This is a genomic window from Mesorhizobium sp. M1A.F.Ca.IN.020.06.1.1 (assembly GCF_004023265.1).
In the GTDB taxonomy this organism is placed as follows: domain Bacteria; phylum Pseudomonadota; class Alphaproteobacteria; order Rhizobiales; family Rhizobiaceae; genus Mesorhizobium.
This window is the reverse complement of the sequence record NZ_RZSR01000018.1, coordinates 1-16,905: the sequence shown is the minus strand read 5'-3', so window position 1 is coordinate 16,905 and position 16,905 is coordinate 1. Positions and strand designations below refer to the sequence as shown.

Annotated in this window: 12 protein-coding genes and 1 pseudogene; 3 read left to right on the top strand and 10 right to left on the bottom strand. The window is 57.9% G+C overall.

Annotated elements, in window-relative coordinates; translation table 11 throughout:
- Positions 1–371: pseudogene (locus EOA60_RS01915) on the bottom strand (helix-turn-helix domain-containing protein); the annotation flags it as partial.
- Between the two features lie 244 nt (positions 372–615).
- Positions 616–1,074 (bottom strand): response regulator transcription factor, encoded by a 459-nt coding sequence (locus EOA60_RS01910; RefSeq protein WP_224570033.1) that lies wholly within the window; start codon positions 1,072–1,074, stop codon positions 616–618.
- Positions 1,075–1,825: 751 nt separating this feature from the next.
- On the opposite strand from EOA60_RS01910, the gene EOA60_RS01905 reads away from it, so the two are divergent.
- Together EOA60_RS01905 and EOA60_RS01900 are read left to right on the top strand one after the other, a co-directional pair.
- Positions 1,826–2,947: a DUF418 domain-containing protein gene (locus tag EOA60_RS01905; protein WP_063169274.1), complete on the top strand. Its 1,122-nt coding sequence runs from the start codon at positions 1,826–1,828 to the stop codon at positions 2,945–2,947.
- A 1,543-nt stretch (positions 2,948–4,490) separates the two neighbouring features.
- Positions 4,491–4,703, top strand: a complete 213-nt coding sequence (locus EOA60_RS01900; RefSeq protein WP_008874821.1) for a cold-shock protein — start codon at positions 4,491–4,493, stop codon at positions 4,701–4,703.
- A 228-nt stretch (positions 4,704–4,931) separates the two neighbouring features.
- On the opposite strand, the gene EOA60_RS01895 is transcribed toward EOA60_RS01900, so the two are convergent.
- The 6 genes from EOA60_RS01895 to EOA60_RS37315 all read right to left on the bottom strand — a co-directional run bounded on the left by EOA60_RS01895 (position 4,932) and on the right by EOA60_RS37315 (position 10,840).
- A complete protein-coding gene (locus EOA60_RS01895; protein ID WP_024505385.1) occupies positions 4,932–5,402 on the bottom strand; it encodes a MucR family transcriptional regulator in 471 nt (156 codons plus the stop codon).
- An 894-nt stretch (positions 5,403–6,296) separates the two neighbouring features.
- The gene (locus EOA60_RS01890; RefSeq protein WP_082826568.1) at positions 6,297–6,839 is read right to left on the bottom strand and encodes a tetratricopeptide repeat protein; all 543 of its coding nucleotides are present in this window, start codon (positions 6,837–6,839) and stop codon (positions 6,297–6,299) included.
- 53 nt (positions 6,840–6,892) lie between these two features.
- Positions 6,893–8,956: a type III secretion system export apparatus subunit SctV gene (gene sctV / locus EOA60_RS01885; protein WP_063169272.1), complete on the bottom strand. Its 2,064-nt coding sequence runs from the start codon at positions 8,954–8,956 to the stop codon at positions 6,893–6,895.
- Positions 8,957–9,188: 232 nt separating this feature from the next.
- Positions 9,189–10,079 (bottom strand): EscD/YscD/HrpQ family type III secretion system periplasmic domain-containing protein, encoded by an 891-nt coding sequence (locus EOA60_RS01880; RefSeq protein WP_029354836.1) that lies wholly within the window; start codon positions 10,077–10,079, stop codon positions 9,189–9,191.
- A 116-nt stretch (positions 10,080–10,195) separates the two neighbouring features.
- The gene (locus EOA60_RS38660) at positions 10,196–10,438 is read right to left on the bottom strand and encodes a nodulation protein NopA (RefSeq protein WP_224570034.1); all 243 of its coding nucleotides are present in this window, start codon (positions 10,436–10,438) and stop codon (positions 10,196–10,198) included.
- Positions 10,439–10,510: 72 nt separating this feature from the next.
- Complete coding sequence (locus tag EOA60_RS37315) at positions 10,511–10,840, bottom strand: hypothetical protein (protein WP_091595908.1); 330 nt, start codon at positions 10,838–10,840, stop codon at positions 10,511–10,513.
- Between the two features lie 1,349 nt (positions 10,841–12,189).
- Between EOA60_RS37315 and EOA60_RS01865 the strand changes: the two genes are divergently transcribed.
- A complete protein-coding gene (locus EOA60_RS01865; RefSeq protein ID WP_029354840.1) occupies positions 12,190–14,304 on the top strand; it encodes a hypothetical protein in 2,115 nt (704 codons plus the stop codon).
- 542 nt (positions 14,305–14,846) lie between these two features.
- Here the strand turns inward: EOA60_RS01865 and EOA60_RS01860 are convergent.
- Both EOA60_RS01860 and EOA60_RS01855 read right to left on the bottom strand, forming a co-directional pair.
- On the bottom strand, positions 14,847–15,647 hold the full coding sequence (locus tag EOA60_RS01860; RefSeq protein WP_091595847.1) for an Effector protein NopP: 801 nt from the start codon (positions 15,645–15,647) through the stop codon (positions 14,847–14,849).
- 356 nt (positions 15,648–16,003) lie between these two features.
- On the bottom strand, positions 16,004–16,905 hold a 902-nt coding region (locus EOA60_RS01855), incomplete at its 5' end, for an EscU/YscU/HrcU family type III secretion system export apparatus switch protein (RefSeq protein WP_128311034.1).

The window sequence follows — 16,905 nt, the reverse complement described above, 5'->3', positions numbered from 1 at the left end:
TCCCCGTCGCCCTGTTGCGCCTGCGCTTGCGGCGCTCGACCATGCCGTGGCGGTCGAGCACGGCATGCACGGCCGAGATCGCGGGCCGGTGCACATCCGGATACAGCCGGGCCAGCCGCTCGCGTATCTTCGGCGCACCCCATGTCGGCTTGTCTTGCTTGAGGCGCACAATCAGCTTCTCGATTTGAAACGGAAGCTGATTGGCGTGGCGATAGGGCCGCCGCGATCGGTCCGTCAGCCCTCCAGGCCGCTGTCGTTGTAGCGCGTGAGGATCTTGTAGCCGGTCTTGCGCGAGATATCGAACTCCCGGCAAAGCACCGCCATCTTCTCGCGTCCAGCAGCCGGGCGACGAACTTCAGCCGCTCTTCCATGACGTTACACTCCTTCCAAGGCACCTTGCTCTCCTTGCAAAGGGCCGAAAGTGTAACCCATCTATCCGGAATGAACTGTCACCCATCTCTCGGGAAGGAAAGTCATGGCCAAGGCAACTGGAAGCCGAATTTTCTTTTAGAGTATGAATCAGCGCCGTCTGCCGAAAAGCGCGTCCACGATCTTCCCTTTTGAAACGACCGTGCAGGGCTGGGGCAGACGGTAGTCGAGCACCGCCCATCCGCGTCAAGTCAGGTAGACCTCCTGCCCGTCGCGGAAGAGGCGTCGCTCGGCTGCCTGTATGGAAAGCGTCCCAACCGAAAATTGCGGCTCCGGAAAATGCCCATGGCGACGTGCCACTGCATGGATACGCGCTGAGAGTTCCCCCAGATCGAACGGCTTGACCAAATAGTCGTCGGCTCCAGCGTTGAAGCCCTCGATGCGATGCGAAATCCGATCGCAGGCTGTCAGAATGATGACCGGTGCCGATTCAAGTTCCTTGATCAGCTCCCGCAGATAGTCGATCCCATTGCCGTCCGGCAGGTGAACGTCGAGCAAAATAAGGTCGTAGCCGACCACAGCTGCATAATCGCGCGCTTCGGACAGGTTCTTGGCCCAGTCGACCGCGTGGCCACCAGCCACCAAATGATCGTGCATAGCACTTCCAAGGTCCTTATCGTCTTCAGTGAGCAGTATTCGCATCATGCTGCCGAGCTCCGGTATGAGGGCAAGGCTCCCATCTTATTGGTCGAAGCTGACAATAGGCTGAACCGGCGGCAGCGAATTATTTGGGGAGCTTTCAGGCTGCTGTCAGCTACAACTTGCAAGAAAGGGGTCGTTAACAAAGCCAAACGAAGAGCCCCTATGAAACCCGTCCTGAACTCGGCACTTTTGCTCAATGTGACCCCCGGCGGCTGCATCAGCAAATTGATTTGGGAAACAGGCGCGCCGGTTCTAATGACCGACGCAGGCCGAGGTCTGGAGCTGGACCAGCGAACGGCGTCTTCGGTTTTTCAGGCAACAGCCACATGGAAGAATATGATTGGCTCGACCATGCGCCGAGCTTTGTCGAACGGATTGGTCGCGGGCGCACTACCACAGATTATGGCAGGTTTACGCCCTGGCCTTGACACCCGGGGTGATCGTCACCGGCGGAGCCGCGGCGTACTGATCGGATATCTAACGTCGCTGAGTCTCTCGTCGGTGCAGTGGATCTCTCGGCTTAGCCATCATGCAAAAAACGACGGTTCCGCGACACCACTTTTCAGGTCCGTGACACAGGCTTTGTGAGCCGATCTGTTGTTCTTACCCCAGGCTAATGGCTGAACAGCTCTGTCGCCGGCTCGATGCGCCAGATGGCGCGATGTTTTGAACCCTTTCACGAGGCGACGGCAGCAGCCGACCGGCTCTCCTATCGCGGCTCCCGCGATCCACACACCCAACAAGGGAATCTACCATGGTAATGAAGGCACCGGTTGCCGACGCTAGGAATGGGTCGGTAGTAGATCGGCTGGTCGGCATCGACCTCGCTCGGGGCCTGGCTGTCTTCGGGATGTATGCCGCCCATCTCGGTCCCGACCCCGGCGAAGGAGGACTAGTCGGGTTTCTGATGGAACTAACCCATGGGCGGCCGTCGGCCCTGTTTGCCGTATTGGCCGGTTTTTCAATCCTCCTGATTACAGGTCGCAAGGCGCCGAAGTCGGGGATAGCCGGTAGACAGGCCATCGCCAGAGTCGCAATTCGTGCCCTTGTTTTGCTCGCGCTTGGCTCAATCCTGGGCTGCCTCGGTACCCAGGTCGAAGTCATCCTAGAATACTACGGAATTTGCTTCTTGTTGGTATTGCCGCTCCATCGGCTCAGCGCATATCAGCTGGGCTTGATCGCTGCCGCTACGGCATTAGTTCTCCCGCAAGTCCGTTCCTCCCTTCTGTCGGTTGCCCCCAACCTCCTCGACCCGGTCTTCAACCTCATGGTCAACGGCTACTATCCCGCGGTGACCTGGGTTCCTTTCCTCATCGCTGGCATGGCCATCGCGCGCCTTAATCTTAATACGCTAGCAGCGCATTGGCGCCTTGGTCTGGCGGGGGTCGCGCTGGCCGTGTTGGGCCATGGGGGATCCTTGCTCGCGCTGAGTTCCCGCGCTTTGACTGAAACCTCCTTGTGGTGGTCTGACGTTGACGGCGCTTTTGAGCCTTCCAAGTCGTCATTTATAGTCAAGTCGTCATGGATAGCCGCACCTCATAGCGAAACGACGCTTTCGATCGTGGGCAGCACCGGTTGCGCAATGATCATCTTGGCGGCTTGCATGCTCGCTGTGGATGCGCTCCCGCGTCTGCGAAAGCTGGTCTGGCCAATAATCGCAGTCGGCTCGATGTCTTTGACGGCCTATGTGCTGCACATTGCGGGAATAGCCTATCTTATGAAGATAAACATTTTCAAAGACGAGAGCCTGTCCACGCTCTTTGGCTTCGTTGTGGTTATCAGCACTTTTGCGGTGCTTTGGCTGCGCATCTTCCAGCGAGGACCGATGGAAGTGCTGATGGGTAGGGTCGCAGATCTCGCGCGTCACATCCGCTGAGCACCGCCGCGCCCCGGCCTCCCGATCACATTACGGACAAGGTGGGGCTTTGTCCAAAGCTTGTTCGCGGCAGGGGAGGGTACTTCCTCCCAGCCTGCCGCCTTGTTGATGGAAGCTAAAACGGTCGCGCAGGCGCTAGAGTTGCATCGGCATAATCAGCTTAAACTCGCGAAGTTAAACCCGCGGTTGGTCTATCTCGGCCCGCCTCACCTGAAAGGCTAAGGTATCCGTTTCGGTCAAGGGTTTTAGGGGCCATTTTCGCTGCGCCTTGAGGAGAGCGTTTGCTAGGATGAGGAGCTTTCGCAACAAGATGATGACCTTTGCGGGTTTGCCTGCCGCCTTTAGCGCCTGGTATTTTGCCTTGAGGTCGGGGTTGAAGCGCAGGGCGAAGGGCCGGGCATGTAGAGGGCCTGGCGAACATTGGCCCGGCCGCCCCGGATGAAGGCGCGGCCGCTCCATTTTGCCGAGGCCGGCGAGGCTTGCGGCCTTTGGTTCCGAGTTCCGGCATGTCGATGGTGAGTGTGCAGGCGGTGGCATCCGATGCGCCATATGCTGGTCAGGATTTCGCGGCGCTGGACAGCGTCGGGATCGGCTTTCATGAGGGTAAGCATCGTCTGATCGATATCGCTGAGTTCACGTGGATCTGCTTCCAGCCACTCGTTGTTGTGGCGCCTGAGCAAGGCAAGCGGTCAAGGTCTGGCTCTGGTGCTGGCTGCGGTGCGATCCCCGCACGGGCCAGGTGCCGATCGTGTCGACGATCCACCTCGCCGCGACCAGAGAGCTGCTACTCTCTTCCGCTGTTCATTCTGGCCTCTTCGCAATGAATGTCATAAAATCACCTGTCGCAATTAATGGTTTTTGATTTGGCTCCTACAGCTGGCAGATATCGCCGAGAGTTCCGCAGAGAGCGTCGAAAGTTTTGGCCGCCTTCTTCCGCAGCCGCGCCTTGAGTTTTGAGCAGACCTGTCTTGATCGGGTTGAGATCGGGCGAGCATGGCGGCAGGATCAGGAGCCAGTGCCCCTTTGGCCAACCAGTGGGCGGCGCGTACCTTGCCGACAATCTGGGGTTCCGAACCCGACAGTTGGTTTTCAACCCGACAGTGGCCCGCCTCAGAGCAGGCTACCGCCCTTCGGAGCAGGCAGAAGCTAATCGAGGTTCGCGGGTTCCGGTTTGAATGTGCAGGTCGCTGCGCGCCTGATCTTTCGGTCTGGCGGCACATGACAAAAACTCTCATTTTGGCCGACGATACCCGGTCAGGAGCGGGTATCGCAGTCGAGAAGCGACCCGAGCACGTCCACAAGATGTGCCGAGTTTGCAAGGTGTGTCATTGTTTCTGTCAACGTTCGAGCGACAGCGCACGACGAAACGTCTGGCATACGCCTCGTCTGGCACGCGCCTCGCATATGTTGCAGTTGCTGCTGGAGATCAGGCGATCGAGTGGGCCTTGCAATTTTCCGATTTTGATGCGCCTAAAGTCTCGTGTACAAATCAGGCTGGCGTGAATGGCCTGCCTAAGTTGCGACTTATTACAAAGGAATGGATATGGCGACTGGAACGGTGAAGTGGTTCAACAGCACGAAGGGTTTTGGTTTTATTCAGCCTGACAACGGCGGTCAGGATGTCTTTGTCCACATTTCCGCTGTTGAACGAGCGGGCCTGTCGACCCTTAATGAGGGCCAGAAGATCAACTACGAGGTGGAACAGGATCGCCGCACGGGAAAGTCCTCTGCAGGCAGCCTCAGCAAGGCTGGCTAACGGTCCGGGAAAGCCTTGGCAAGGTTCGTCATCGCCGGAACGCATTGACGGCTCGAAACCCGGGCCGGAGCATGCAAGTTAATGCCGCGGCAGGGATTGCTGGAGCCATCATGAATTACTCTGGAAATGAGGCTCTTGGACGGGAAAGGCGGGGCTCATCCCCGCCCTTTGATTCCGCGCAGATTGGGCCAACGGCTGCTGCGCGTCCGAACGACTGTTGATACGGATTTAGGCTGCGACCTTCTTGCGGGTCCGTTTCGCCGGCGCCGTGGCTGGGGCTTCCGGCTCTTTCGGTTTGCGGCCGAGTCCCATGGTCTTGGCCAAGGCGGAGCGCGCAGCGGCGTAATTCGGCGCCACCATGGGATAATCCGACGGCAGACCCCATTTGGCGCGATATTCGTCTGGGGTCAGACCATAGTGCGTCGCCAGATGGCGCTTTAGCGATTTGAATTTCTTGCCGTCTTCAAGGCTAATGATGTAGTCCGGTTCGATCGACTTTTTGATCGGGACAGCAGGTTTTTTTACAGGCACAGGCTCTTCTGCCGGTATGAGTCCAGCCGTGCCGTTTAGAGCCCCGTGCACTTGGGCGATCAGGGCAGGAAGCTCCCCCGCCGGGACGGGGTTGTTGGAGACGTAGGCTGATACAACATCGGCAGTGAGCTCGATGAGGATGTCGGTCTTGTGGGGTTCTTCTGTCATAAACTTCTCCGGGCAGCTTGAAACACAGTTGGGCGAAGTGTCGCTTCATAGTGGCGGTTGCCGCTGAAAGCAAATGGATCGACGGGTGCGCTGCTCCTCCACCATTGAAGTCTCGGCGACGCATCCCGTCATCGTCCATCGCTAAAGGCAGCGTATTGAATTATGGGAGCGGTCGCGCCCGCCCCACCATAGCGATACAGCAAGACAATCAAAAAAGCCGGTCTTTGCTTGGCCCCAAATCTTTTCTCCTTTCGTGAACGCTGAGCTGCCAAGCTGCTACAGTTCACCTCGCGGGGCAACCGTGCACAACACAGGAGTTGCCCGAGCGATACATTCTTCACTTGCCGCTTATCAGCGCTGGTGATTGCACTTTGCAGCCTGCCTCCGGACCCGCAGCGCTCACGCTGTTGGTTTTGCGCCTGCAGGCGTCGGAAGTCGGATCGCCGCAGCTAATTTCCTCAGGCGGACGAATTCAACAAATCGATTGTTTGGATCGAAGGCATCCACACCATCGATGCCTCTAGAATATGATCCAGCTACAATCACCGTGCTGTAATGGCAGGGACGGCCAGCACAAGCGCGACACGATCCGGCGGGTCCATCGCTGCGTTACGTATTCATGGCTACTGCATCGGGCGCTCGGTCGACCGCCTTAAGCCAGGTCGCCGCATTGCGAGACGGTGACCGGCGAGGGAGAGGGCGCTCTGGCAACGAAGCGAGGCGGGTGGCCTTGCGGGTGGCCGCGTGATGTCATCCGGCTCTCCTGCCGATCTCTGCCGGCCAGATCTGGAGCAACTGTTTTGCATAGATATGGCTCTCTTCAGTGGGCCATCTATGATGGGAGCCGAGCGCGTGTTCGAGCCGGGGAACAGGCTGCGCATGCACTGTGCCCACCTATTGCGATCGTGCTAACCTTGGTTGTTCGGACTTGCCGTTAAAGGCAAGCGACAGATTGAAGTTATGCTGCACCATCTGATTGCCTGGCTCGTTTTCGAGAGCTCGCCGATACAGGGCCTGTGCCGCGTCATGCCGCCCCTCAATGTCCAAAATCACGCCCTTCGCATTCAATGCACGTACGTTTCCTGGGGCTGCAACCAAGACGCTGTCGAGCACCTCAACCGCTTCGTGCGGGCGCTTCTGGCCCACCAAGGCATTTGTAAGTCGTATCGCCGCATCAACATTGTCCGGGTGCTGCTTCACCTCATCCCGCAAAGCCCGCTCTTGAACATCCTGACCAACTTCGCGCAAAATGCGTTCGCGCATAGCCGGATCGATTTGATCGGCGCTGAGCAACTCGGGGGAAGATGTCTCCTGCACGGAAAGAGCCGGCTTTTGCCAGCTGGCGCAACCGCCCAAAGGCAGAATGGCGAGTACGGCAAAAAGAAGTGAGTTCCGGCGCAGAAACATAGGCGATGGAGAAACTGTATTACTATTCATGTTATCTCTCAGTTATCGGGGAGGCGCGTGGCGTTCAGTTAGGAAAGGTGGGACTACTCTAACAATCCGCTGTTCGATCCGTGCGGGAGTGTGACGGATCCTGCGGGGCGAATTGTAAAGTCGGAGGCGAGGTCTTGATAAGACAGCACGGCGAGATCAACCCCGTTTCGCGTCAGAAAGCCGCGGACGAAACGTCGGACATCCATCGACGTCAACAGAATAGGGCGGGTTTGACCCGGTTCTGCGTTCGAAAGGACCTGACGTATCTGTGATAGCATCGCTTCGCTTTGCCGATCCTCCAGTGCGAGATAGGGGCCTGCATCCGAATCTCGAACCGCGCCACGCATCACATCCTCGCTCTCGCGCTCGACGACCAGGGCGGACACGATGCCCTCCGTGTTGGCATGGCGGTGGCAGATCTGTCGCTTCAAACCAGAACGGACATATTCCGTCAGCAGGGCAACGTTCTGCTCACGCTCGCTCCATTCGGCCAATGCCTCCAACACGAGACGGGTGTGGCGGATTGGGATACCTTCCTCCAGGAGGCGGCGCAGAACATCGGCAATCCGAGGAATCGGCGTCGTGCGTAGCACCTCTTTCACAAGCTCAGAATATTCCTGCTCCATTCGGCCCAGGAAATGTCGGGTCTCTTGGATGCCCACCAATCGCGGTGCGTAGCGGGTCAACGCTGCATGGACGCGCAAGGCGAGGAGTTCGCCGGGAGCCCTATGCTCCGTGCCGGCGCCCGTAAGGGCCTTTGCAGGGGTATGTTCAACCGGGAGTCTGTCCGTTTTCGGCTCACGTCTAAGGGGGACACCGCTCGAGTCGACGTGCGCTACATCGGCTCGGAGCGCCATCTGGTTTGGATCTAAGGCGTCCTGTTCGACTGGCACGCCCTCGACATCAATTCGGAATTGCGATTCAGGCAGCTGCTCGTCAACCAAGACAGGGATGCGAGGAACGATAATGCCCAGATCGGCTGTGACCAGGAGCGAAACGCGCCCAATATGTTTTTGCAATTCGGCTTGATCGACCGCCTGCATAAGATCTGGCGCTAGAAAAAATGCGATCGGGAATTCCTTCGCAGGCGCGGCTTGCTTAGGCTCCGCTGCAGTTCCACCTTTCGCATCGGCAGTGCCGGCGCCCAGCACATCAGCCTTGACAATGCTTACCGCAGCGAACACTGCGGCCAGCATCAGAAAGACGGGGAGGGGAAACCCAGGAACGAACCCCATTACAACCAGGACGCCGGCCGCCAGTCGCAAGGCTCGAGTGCTGGCCGTGAGCTGACTGACCATTTCTGTACCGAGGTTGATCCTCGCCGTCCCAGTCACACGGGTGACGATGGTCGCCGCAGTAATGGAGAGCAGAAGGGCCGGAATCTGCGATATCAATGCATCGCCTATCGTCAGCAGAGTGTAGTGATGCAGTACCTCGCCGAAGGACATGCCCTTGGAGAGCAGGCCGATCGAAATTCCACCCAGCATGTTGATGCAGATAACCACCAGCCCGGCGATGGAATCGCCCTTCACAAATTTCATCGCGCCGTCCATCGCGCCATAGAGTTGGCTTTCCTTCTCCAATTCGGCGCGCCGCCGGCGGGATTCGTTGGCATCGATGTGGCCGTTGCGTAGCTCTGCGTCGACCGCCATTTGCTTGCCCGGCAGAGCATCCAGCGTGAAACGCGCCGCCACTTCTGCCACCCGTTCGGCACCCTTCGCGAGGACCATGAATTGCACCATGGTGACGACCAGAAATATGACGAAACCCACCACGATATTGCCTGAGATGACGAAATCGCCAAAGGTATGAATAATGCTGCCGGCCTCCCCCTCGGCCAGGATCAGTCGCGTCGTTGCGACCGTCAGCGCGAGACGGAATACAGTGGAAATCAAAATAACGCCGGGCAAAGAGGAAAAATCAAGTGGAGTACTGACATACAGGGCAACCATCATCAGCAGTATGGCCAACCCCATATTGAATCCTATCAGTGCGTCGACCACCACGACCGGGATAGGCATGACCATCATCGCGACAGCCAGAAGCAGCATCAACGCAACCATTAAATCCGGGCTGGCCGGCGCACGCTTGATGAAGTCACGCAGGACGTTGGCCATCGAGACACCTTTGCAATCGGTTGAGACTTACTCTGCTGTTACGCCCTGAAACGTAGCTTTCGAACTCCGAAGGCGCCTCGGCCTTGGCCAGCGCGTGACCCTGCATGAGAGCCACAAACAGGCGCGAAATGGCTGGGCAGCAAATGTTTCCAACGCAGCCAGCTTGTCAGCACCGAGCGCCACAGGATGTTTGGCTGGCCATAGAGTGCTGCTTGATGGGGCCTGCGAGCTTTCAATATGGGAGAGCAGCAATGCGGCCATTCCTGCTCAGCAGCACACGGCTGTCCTCAATACGATCGACTACCCATCCATCAGCTAAAATGGCCCCGACAAAATACTTCTCGCTGTCGATGACAAGATACGGTTGGGCCCCATGCCACACAGCTTCGACCGCGATTGCGGATGGCGCCTTCTCCTCTTTGATGAGCACTCCGTTCACCAGTGTTAGAGTACCCTTGGTGCGACGATCGAACGATTGCTGAAGCTTCTGCCAGCTGATGACCGATTCAGACGTGACGGTGCCCTCGGCGGTCACAACACCCTTTGCGGAGCCAATCTTGACGTCGAGAAGACCCGCTCGATCGACTTCCTCCTGCAGCTCTTTGGCCGCTGCCCCCGTAAGTTCATTGTCAGCGCGGTGACTGATCGTTCTGGACGCGACTTCAGCCCGAAGTGAATTGGGGCTCGATCCACTTGCATTGCCAAGATAGGAGAACATGCCCGAAAGCGCGCCGATCCCGAGTGAGCTGATTATGACCATGGCGAGCACACCGATCGGTAGGCGCGGTATGCCGGTCGAACCAGGCGGCTCTGCATCCTGCACGGACCAAGCAATGGACATCTCGCCTACGAGCAGGACGGCAGGAAGGGGCACAACAACGGACTGGCCTGCGGCGATATTCCGGTTGCCCTCGATACTGAGTCCGGGTGCAAGCGCCTCGAGTTCGATCGACTTGCCAAGAAGAGTTACACGAAGATGATGCGGTGCCAGTCCTTGCTCGACAAAGACCAAATCGGCATCGAAGCCGCTGCCGATTAAACACGTTTGAAGATCCGTCTTGCCGGTCAGTCCGCAATAGAGCCCCGAAAGCACTTCGAAACGGAGGGAAACGGCGTCATCCACAGAGCATCTCTCAAACAGGATAGAAGCCGCACGGCAATTGCCATGCGGCTCATTTCGGGACTACGTCGCGTCAATAAGGAGACGCGCTAGGGGCAGTCTAAAAGCCGCTTCCGACATTACGAAACGCGTTCGTCGGCGGCCTTCTTGATGGTCTGGAGATTGGTCGTTAGAGTGCGCAACTGGACACTCCTTTTCGTCGCCTCCAAGCTAACATTGGTTAGTTCTTGCACTTGCGCCTGAAAAGCAGTAGCATCAGCTCCGCTTGTATTGCCGGGAGTGCCACTGTTAGTTTTATCGGTATTGCCGGCGCTACTGGTATTGGTATTGCCTGATTTCTTATTATTATCAACTGCAGCCATGATCATTCCTTTTTCTGTTGGAGTTGTGCCGTCAATAACGGCCTGTATGACCTCACGCCGGATTTTCCCGCGTCAGGCATCTTCTGTGTCATCCAAAGCTTCATCGGCCTCAGCCATCGCATCGTTCGCGAATTGGAACGCGAACGATCGCAGGATACTTTGGAAGGCTTCACTTTGTGCTGCAGACTGTGAGTTGTCTTGAAGTTGATCATTTGAAACGGTCCGGTTATCCGCCCGATCGTTCCCGCCAGCTGGCTTGCCATCATTCCCACCAGCTGGCTTGCCATCATTGCCACCAGCCGGCTTGCCATCACCAGAATGCTCGGATTTCGAATCCCCATGGCCCTTTCGGATCAAGGAAGTCCCGAGGTTGCCAACTCCACTCCCAATTGCTGCTATCATCAGGTACTCCGGCATTTGCCATTGGCGGCGACGTGTTAAAGGTTAACCTCGATCAAGCTAAGGGCGGGAGCTTTCGAGAACCTGACGGCTTTTGACAAAAACCGGCCAGCGCAAAAACGTATGCTCTGCAGGATGTTGCTCTCGCATCGAACAGTCGACCACGATCTCGGCTGTTCGGCCAATCCCGCCGTCCACGCATGCCGCGACCGAATGGCAGCCGCAGCAGCTCGTTTGCATCCTCGATGCTGTGGTGTCGAACAGGAGACACGGTCCACGTGCTGCATGACCGCAATGACCGTATTCTTGCTGGCTCCACGGGCGCACGCAACGAGCAGGAACTCGGTCTTTGCATCACCATTCTCTCGCCTGCACATCACGGCCCGGCGCGGTGAGCTCATTGGCTTCGAGAAGGTCGGCGAGTACGAACATGGGATGGTCTGCCGGCTTTGGGAGGCCGGTGCGGATCCTCTTCTCACCATATCGAAAGCTTGAAGCGGTCGGATTTTCTTGCCCTGTTCGTGAGAACTCCCATCGTCAGCTAATCGTCAGCCAAGCGGTCTATCTAGGCCGGCCGTGCCTGACCTTCGGATCCAAAGGTCCCGTCTCGACACTTTTTGTAACTATAGATCGAAATGGTTTCCCGCGCGATACGCAACGCACACGCTTCTCTGAAGCAAATGTGTGACTTTGTCGGTGGCGAACGAGAGGAGTGACGCCTCAATAAAATCGTCAGGCACGTGTCTAGGAAGGGGAGCTAGCCGAGTTGGTCTGATTTCATTCGCTGTTCCTGGAAATCGGCGGACTGAAGCGCTGATAATCTCAGGACATCGATGGCAACGTTGCGAAAGTCCTGTGAGCTCGGGCCAATCTTGGCCTGCTACTGAGAAGCACTTTGGCGGGAACATTACGCCGTCGCGGGTCTGGCTGACCGTGACGTTAACCGAAAGATGCCGCTGGTCTCGTCAGCCGCCAGCACAATAGCAGCACATTCTCGCCTACTACGGAGACGCAATATGAAGGGCATTGGCCGACCACGGAAATCGCAGGCTGAAACTGGAGCCAGCCGCGCGGGGCGGGCGAGCAGTTCCCTTTCGCAATCAAGTCTTGCTGCGGGAGAAGGTGGACAGTCATTCGATTCCGTTGTGGAGCAGATGCGCTCTGGGGACGCCGATAGGAGGCCCTCCTCCCTTCCAGTTGCGCGCGGTCCAGGCGATGCCCGCGAAAGTCTGCCAGGCGCCTCGATTGGCGAAGATCAAATCCTGAACGCACCGCCACGTGGAGCCGCTGCGCCACCACGCGGAACCGTAGCGCCACGTGGCGCAGCCGCAAGGCGGCGCGGTTCTCCCTCCATGTCTGAGGGCGAAGCCATGGCGCCGGTCGGTAGCCAACTATCAACCGCGCAGGTGGAAGGCACCAGCTCATCGTCAAATGAAGATATCAGTCCGACACAGCTCAGAATGAACAGTCTTGTTCAACAACTGACTGATTGCGAGGCTGCGGCCAGGAAAACCGACGTCCCCGAGGAGGCGGTGGAGCTGATCAGTCGGGTCGTCGATGCAGCCTCAGCAATTCTGGAGTACCGCGCTAGCCTGCCTGCGGCTGAGGCGCAGACAATTATGCCAGACGACAAGGTGCGTAGATGTTGCCAGATCGTGTGCGACGCCGCGAATGAAGTAGACAAACTTGGCCTGTCGACGATCACGAAATTGGACAAAAAGACCAAGAAAGCGGCAGGTATGGTCGATAAACTCTACTCCTACTCCCAGGCGGACCGGCAGGAGCTGTTGATTTTAAATGTGGAGAACCACCATACGGCGGCAATTAAGTGGTGGGAAAAAAAGGCATGGCGCTCCGAACGGCAGCGATCCGCCTGCGCTGCCACCGCTAGCCTATCCAGTGGAACGCCCGTGATGCGGGAAGCCGAGCGGTGCGCACTGCGGCTGCGTGCCGGCTCGGTACTGAGTGTCAGGATCTGGCTGGTCCGTGAGCGGATCGGTCTTGCGCGGGCCAAGATTGAACTGCGGGCGAGCAGGTTCGAGCCAGATTTGAAGGAACTCCTCGTCGGTCGAAATGGAGTGGTGCAGCTGATGGCAAGCGCCGTTCAAGAAGCTCTTCGCGCCCTCTCTTTGGCGAAGGGCATAATGGATGATGGCAAAGCACTCAACGCTCATGATTGCGCGGTTGTAGAAAAAATCATGGAGCGGCTTTCGGATTTTGGATTGGCGTTGCACGAGGTGCATACCAAGCTAAGCCATACCTACCCAGATGCCGGCCTCCCATTGAAACTGTTCGAACGGATCGTGGACGATGCATGGATCACTGCGCACGATGCCATGCACTTGTTGAACCTGCAGTCTCCGCCGTCAGCCATCATGGCGCCACAGGCCCAGGCGGGCGCTGCGATGCCGGCCAGGGCAGGCGCTGCGATACCGGCTGACACTGCTGGTACGGCTGCAGTGTCAGAAGGCACTACAGCGCGAAGGAAAGGGAAGTCAAAGCATAAGTCGGCAGCTCGCGCCGGGACTTCTGCCGCCGGGCAGCCATCAACACCAGTCGCTGCGAACGCCGGCACAGTGCCAGCAGCCAAGGTTCTCGCGCGCTCGGATCAAGTTGCGAGTACACAGGTGAGAGCGCAAGAGGTGGCTGCGAGTTCGTCGGGGGCAGGCTCGACAATCGGGGGCGCCGCGTTGTCAATGGAGGTATTGACGGAGCGGCTCAAACGATTGGACGAACTTTTGCAGTTCGATCTGGCCGGTCAGCAAAGCGTCGTCTCCCAAGTGCGCCAGATGAAGCCTGAGGAGGCCGGTAAGGTCGTGGACGATGTGGCCCAGTACCTGCGAGCCCAGGCCATTGAGATGCAAACCTGTCTCGCCGGGTTGCAGGGGCGTAATGTACGCCTGCTACTCACCTCCACCCAGCTACCCAAAGTGCACGAACGCACAGACCAGCTCAAAGGGTTGCTGAACATGGTGCTGGGACAGGCCAACGCATTGAATGAAGGAAAAGCCGGCATTACGACTGATTGCATGAAGACCTACGCATTTCCGGCGCAAAAATACCTGGAACATTTGTGCAATGCCGACGAATTGATGCCGCCGGAGGCACCGGTCGCGCTGCGTGGCGAGCCAGGAAAGCTGTTTGAGATGAAGCTGCAGCCCAAGATGCTGGTCAATGGTGCGATGCCGAGCCCGATGTGGGTGCACATCCACACGAGTCGCCCCGTCATGGCCAGAAACTTGGAAGGGCTGGCTGATTCCGAATTCACCGCTTGCCACGTTAAATCCAACGAACAGCGCGGCTACAATCGAGAGCGAGAGGAAGCCGATGCTAGGTCCGGTCGCGAGAAGGTCATAATTCATCGCGGCAAACTCACCCCCGCTTTCTGTAAGTCCTTGTTGACCTCGGGGCTTGGCCGCCAACCACGCCATTCGCGTGCCGAGCTCCCGTCGGCGCAGGCTGCATGACAGGGCACGTACTTTGGGGTCTAGGGCAGAATGCGGCCGGCCACGCTGTGAGTCAGCGAGCATTTCTCCTGGCCAAACCGCGAATGCCGCTGCGCGAGTTGCGGTCCGGCGATTGGAGTCGATCGGCTACCGTCAGGGCCGATTTGCGATGTCGCGTTACCTGCTGTTGACGTGGCGGCGTATCTTGCCTCCCATCCAACTTATCGCCGAGATCGCGCCGCCAAGATCGAGGCGGAAGGTCTTCCTGCGAGCGCGGAGCAGGCATAGCCGATCCGATCGGGATCGGCGCATCGCAACGACCCAACGGTGTGGTGGAGAAAATTGGATTCGGGAGAGCTCGTATCCAAGAGGCGGAGTTCCGGCCCGAATACAATCCGCTCGCAAGCACCCACGATGCGCATCCGCAGTTTATTGTCTGGGAGATGGGCTGGATCGCTCGGCGGCGCTGGCGCTAAGGCGGGGCTGTCGCCGGACAATTAGCATTCACTGCCAACAGCCTTGCAACCGTCACCAGTTGCAAGGCTCGGCGGCGGGTCGACAAATCACATGAAATCGTCGTCAGACCCGCTATCGCTGCTGTCGCTGTCCTCGGTTTTGTGGAGATAGAGTGGAGGTTTGCCTGCACGCTGCCACTCACCGGCACTGTTCTTCGTCCATTTGTCGGGATGCTGCGTAGGGTCAAGCACCAGGTCGCCATGATCCACTTCAACAAACCCCATCGTCTGCGCGCGCGCTTGTGCTTCCGGATTAGCCGCACGCCAATTCAGCAACGGTCGGTCGCCGTCTATCCGAAGTTGATGCTCCAGCAGAATATCGCCCGCATTTTCGACGAGCGGATGGGCGACTTGAAGATCCACTATGGAAGTGACCTCAGTTCGACCAGGAAATTGTTCCCGCCAACTTTCCGATTCGAACTCGTTCATGCTGAATCCGCCTTCCATTCTCAGCAGTCCGGCACTCCGGTCTCCCAATTGGTAACTGAAATATCGCGCGTGCTCCGTATCTCGACGGATGCCATATTGCTGAGCAACGTCCGCGGTGCGCCTGGCTCGTGACGATACGAACTCCGAATACTCTTGAGGATTGTCGGCGATGTGCGTGATTTCATCACCATGAAATTGCCTCACCTGTCTCCTGAAGGAAGTCCTGTTGATCTCCACCACAGGAGGTCGGGAATTGAGGGAGTATGCTTGGGGAGCCGCCGATGATGAGGCGCCGCTACCTTCCGATCCGGATAAGTGCATTCGGGCAAATGTGTCCGCGAACCCTTCGCTTCCTGCATCCGATTGCTCGCCGGCATTATGCGCGCGGTAACTATCGGATGAGCCAATTCGACCATACATGACGATTCGTACTCCTATGTTTCGCAACCGAGCTCAAGTTAGCACGGCTGTTCAACATAGGGCGCTTAGTTGACGACTAGCTGACGAGGGCATTCCAACGGCTGCACCAATCAAATCCGCACTGCCGGCCTCAAAACCTCGGACTGCGCCACGCACCGGCCAGCAGAGGCTGAAAGGTCATGCCCGGAGGACTTGCCGTAGTTGCTGGGTGGCAGATCCGAGGGGAGTGATTGCCCCAGGCCCGCGGTTGCGCGGTTGGCCTGACAGAGACACTGGGGCACGGATGGCCAGCCGACATTTGCCACTAGCATGGAACCAGGTCAGTTTTGAACTGGGCAGTCGTGGACTTCCAATGACTAGGCCAAGCCTGCGGCAAAGAATGCTTTCGCGACAGGCTGGAAATATTGCATAGGAACCGCGTGGCCGAGTTTTGTAGTGCTTATCAGCTGACGCGCTAAGACATGGTCATGGACGATCGTCAGGCGTAGTGCCCGCGCCTCACTCAACACATGTGAAACGCGCTCACCTTCGGCACGGCAAACTAAGAACGGCACCCCGGTTTCACCGCGAACGTAACGCAGACCGATCAGGACCGCCCTTCCTGTTAAGACCAGCGTGGCGCGATGCACGCCAAGCGCAGGCTCGTCGGCCGCCTCCTCGCGGATGCGACGCTGTTCACCTTTCAACTCTGGCGCTCCTTGCTGATCCTTCGACTCGCGCGTCACTTCGGTATTGGTCATGCGCATTTCGCGCAGATACAACGCGCGCTGGAGCAGGAGATCGATCAGTCCGCCGACCAGCAGCGCGCCGGCGCCAATTCCCATCAGCAATTTTGTCTCCATAAAGATGAGGCCAACACAGCCCATGCCGCAGATCGGCAGAGGGACCATTGTCTTCCACATCCCGAGAAGGACAATGGAAAAGGTTGCGCTGAGAACCAATACCTTGAACATGGTCTTGCAGACTTCGACCATGGAACGAGCAGACCCCAAGCGCTTCAGCCCTTCAAAGGGGTCAATTTTCTTAAAGCTGAGCTTCATCGGCTCCAGAGAGAAGACAAATCCACCATTGGCTAGCAGGCTGGCCAAAATCACCGCGGCGACGAGGGTTCCAAGCAGCGGGCCAACAGCCGCGACGGTGAGTTGGACGAGCACAACCAATGCCTGCGGCACCGCGGTATCGAAAGGTAGGCTCTGCAACTTGGTGGCTAATAGGAGCGCTTCCCGGCATTTGTCCTCGATCAGGCTGCCTCTTAGCC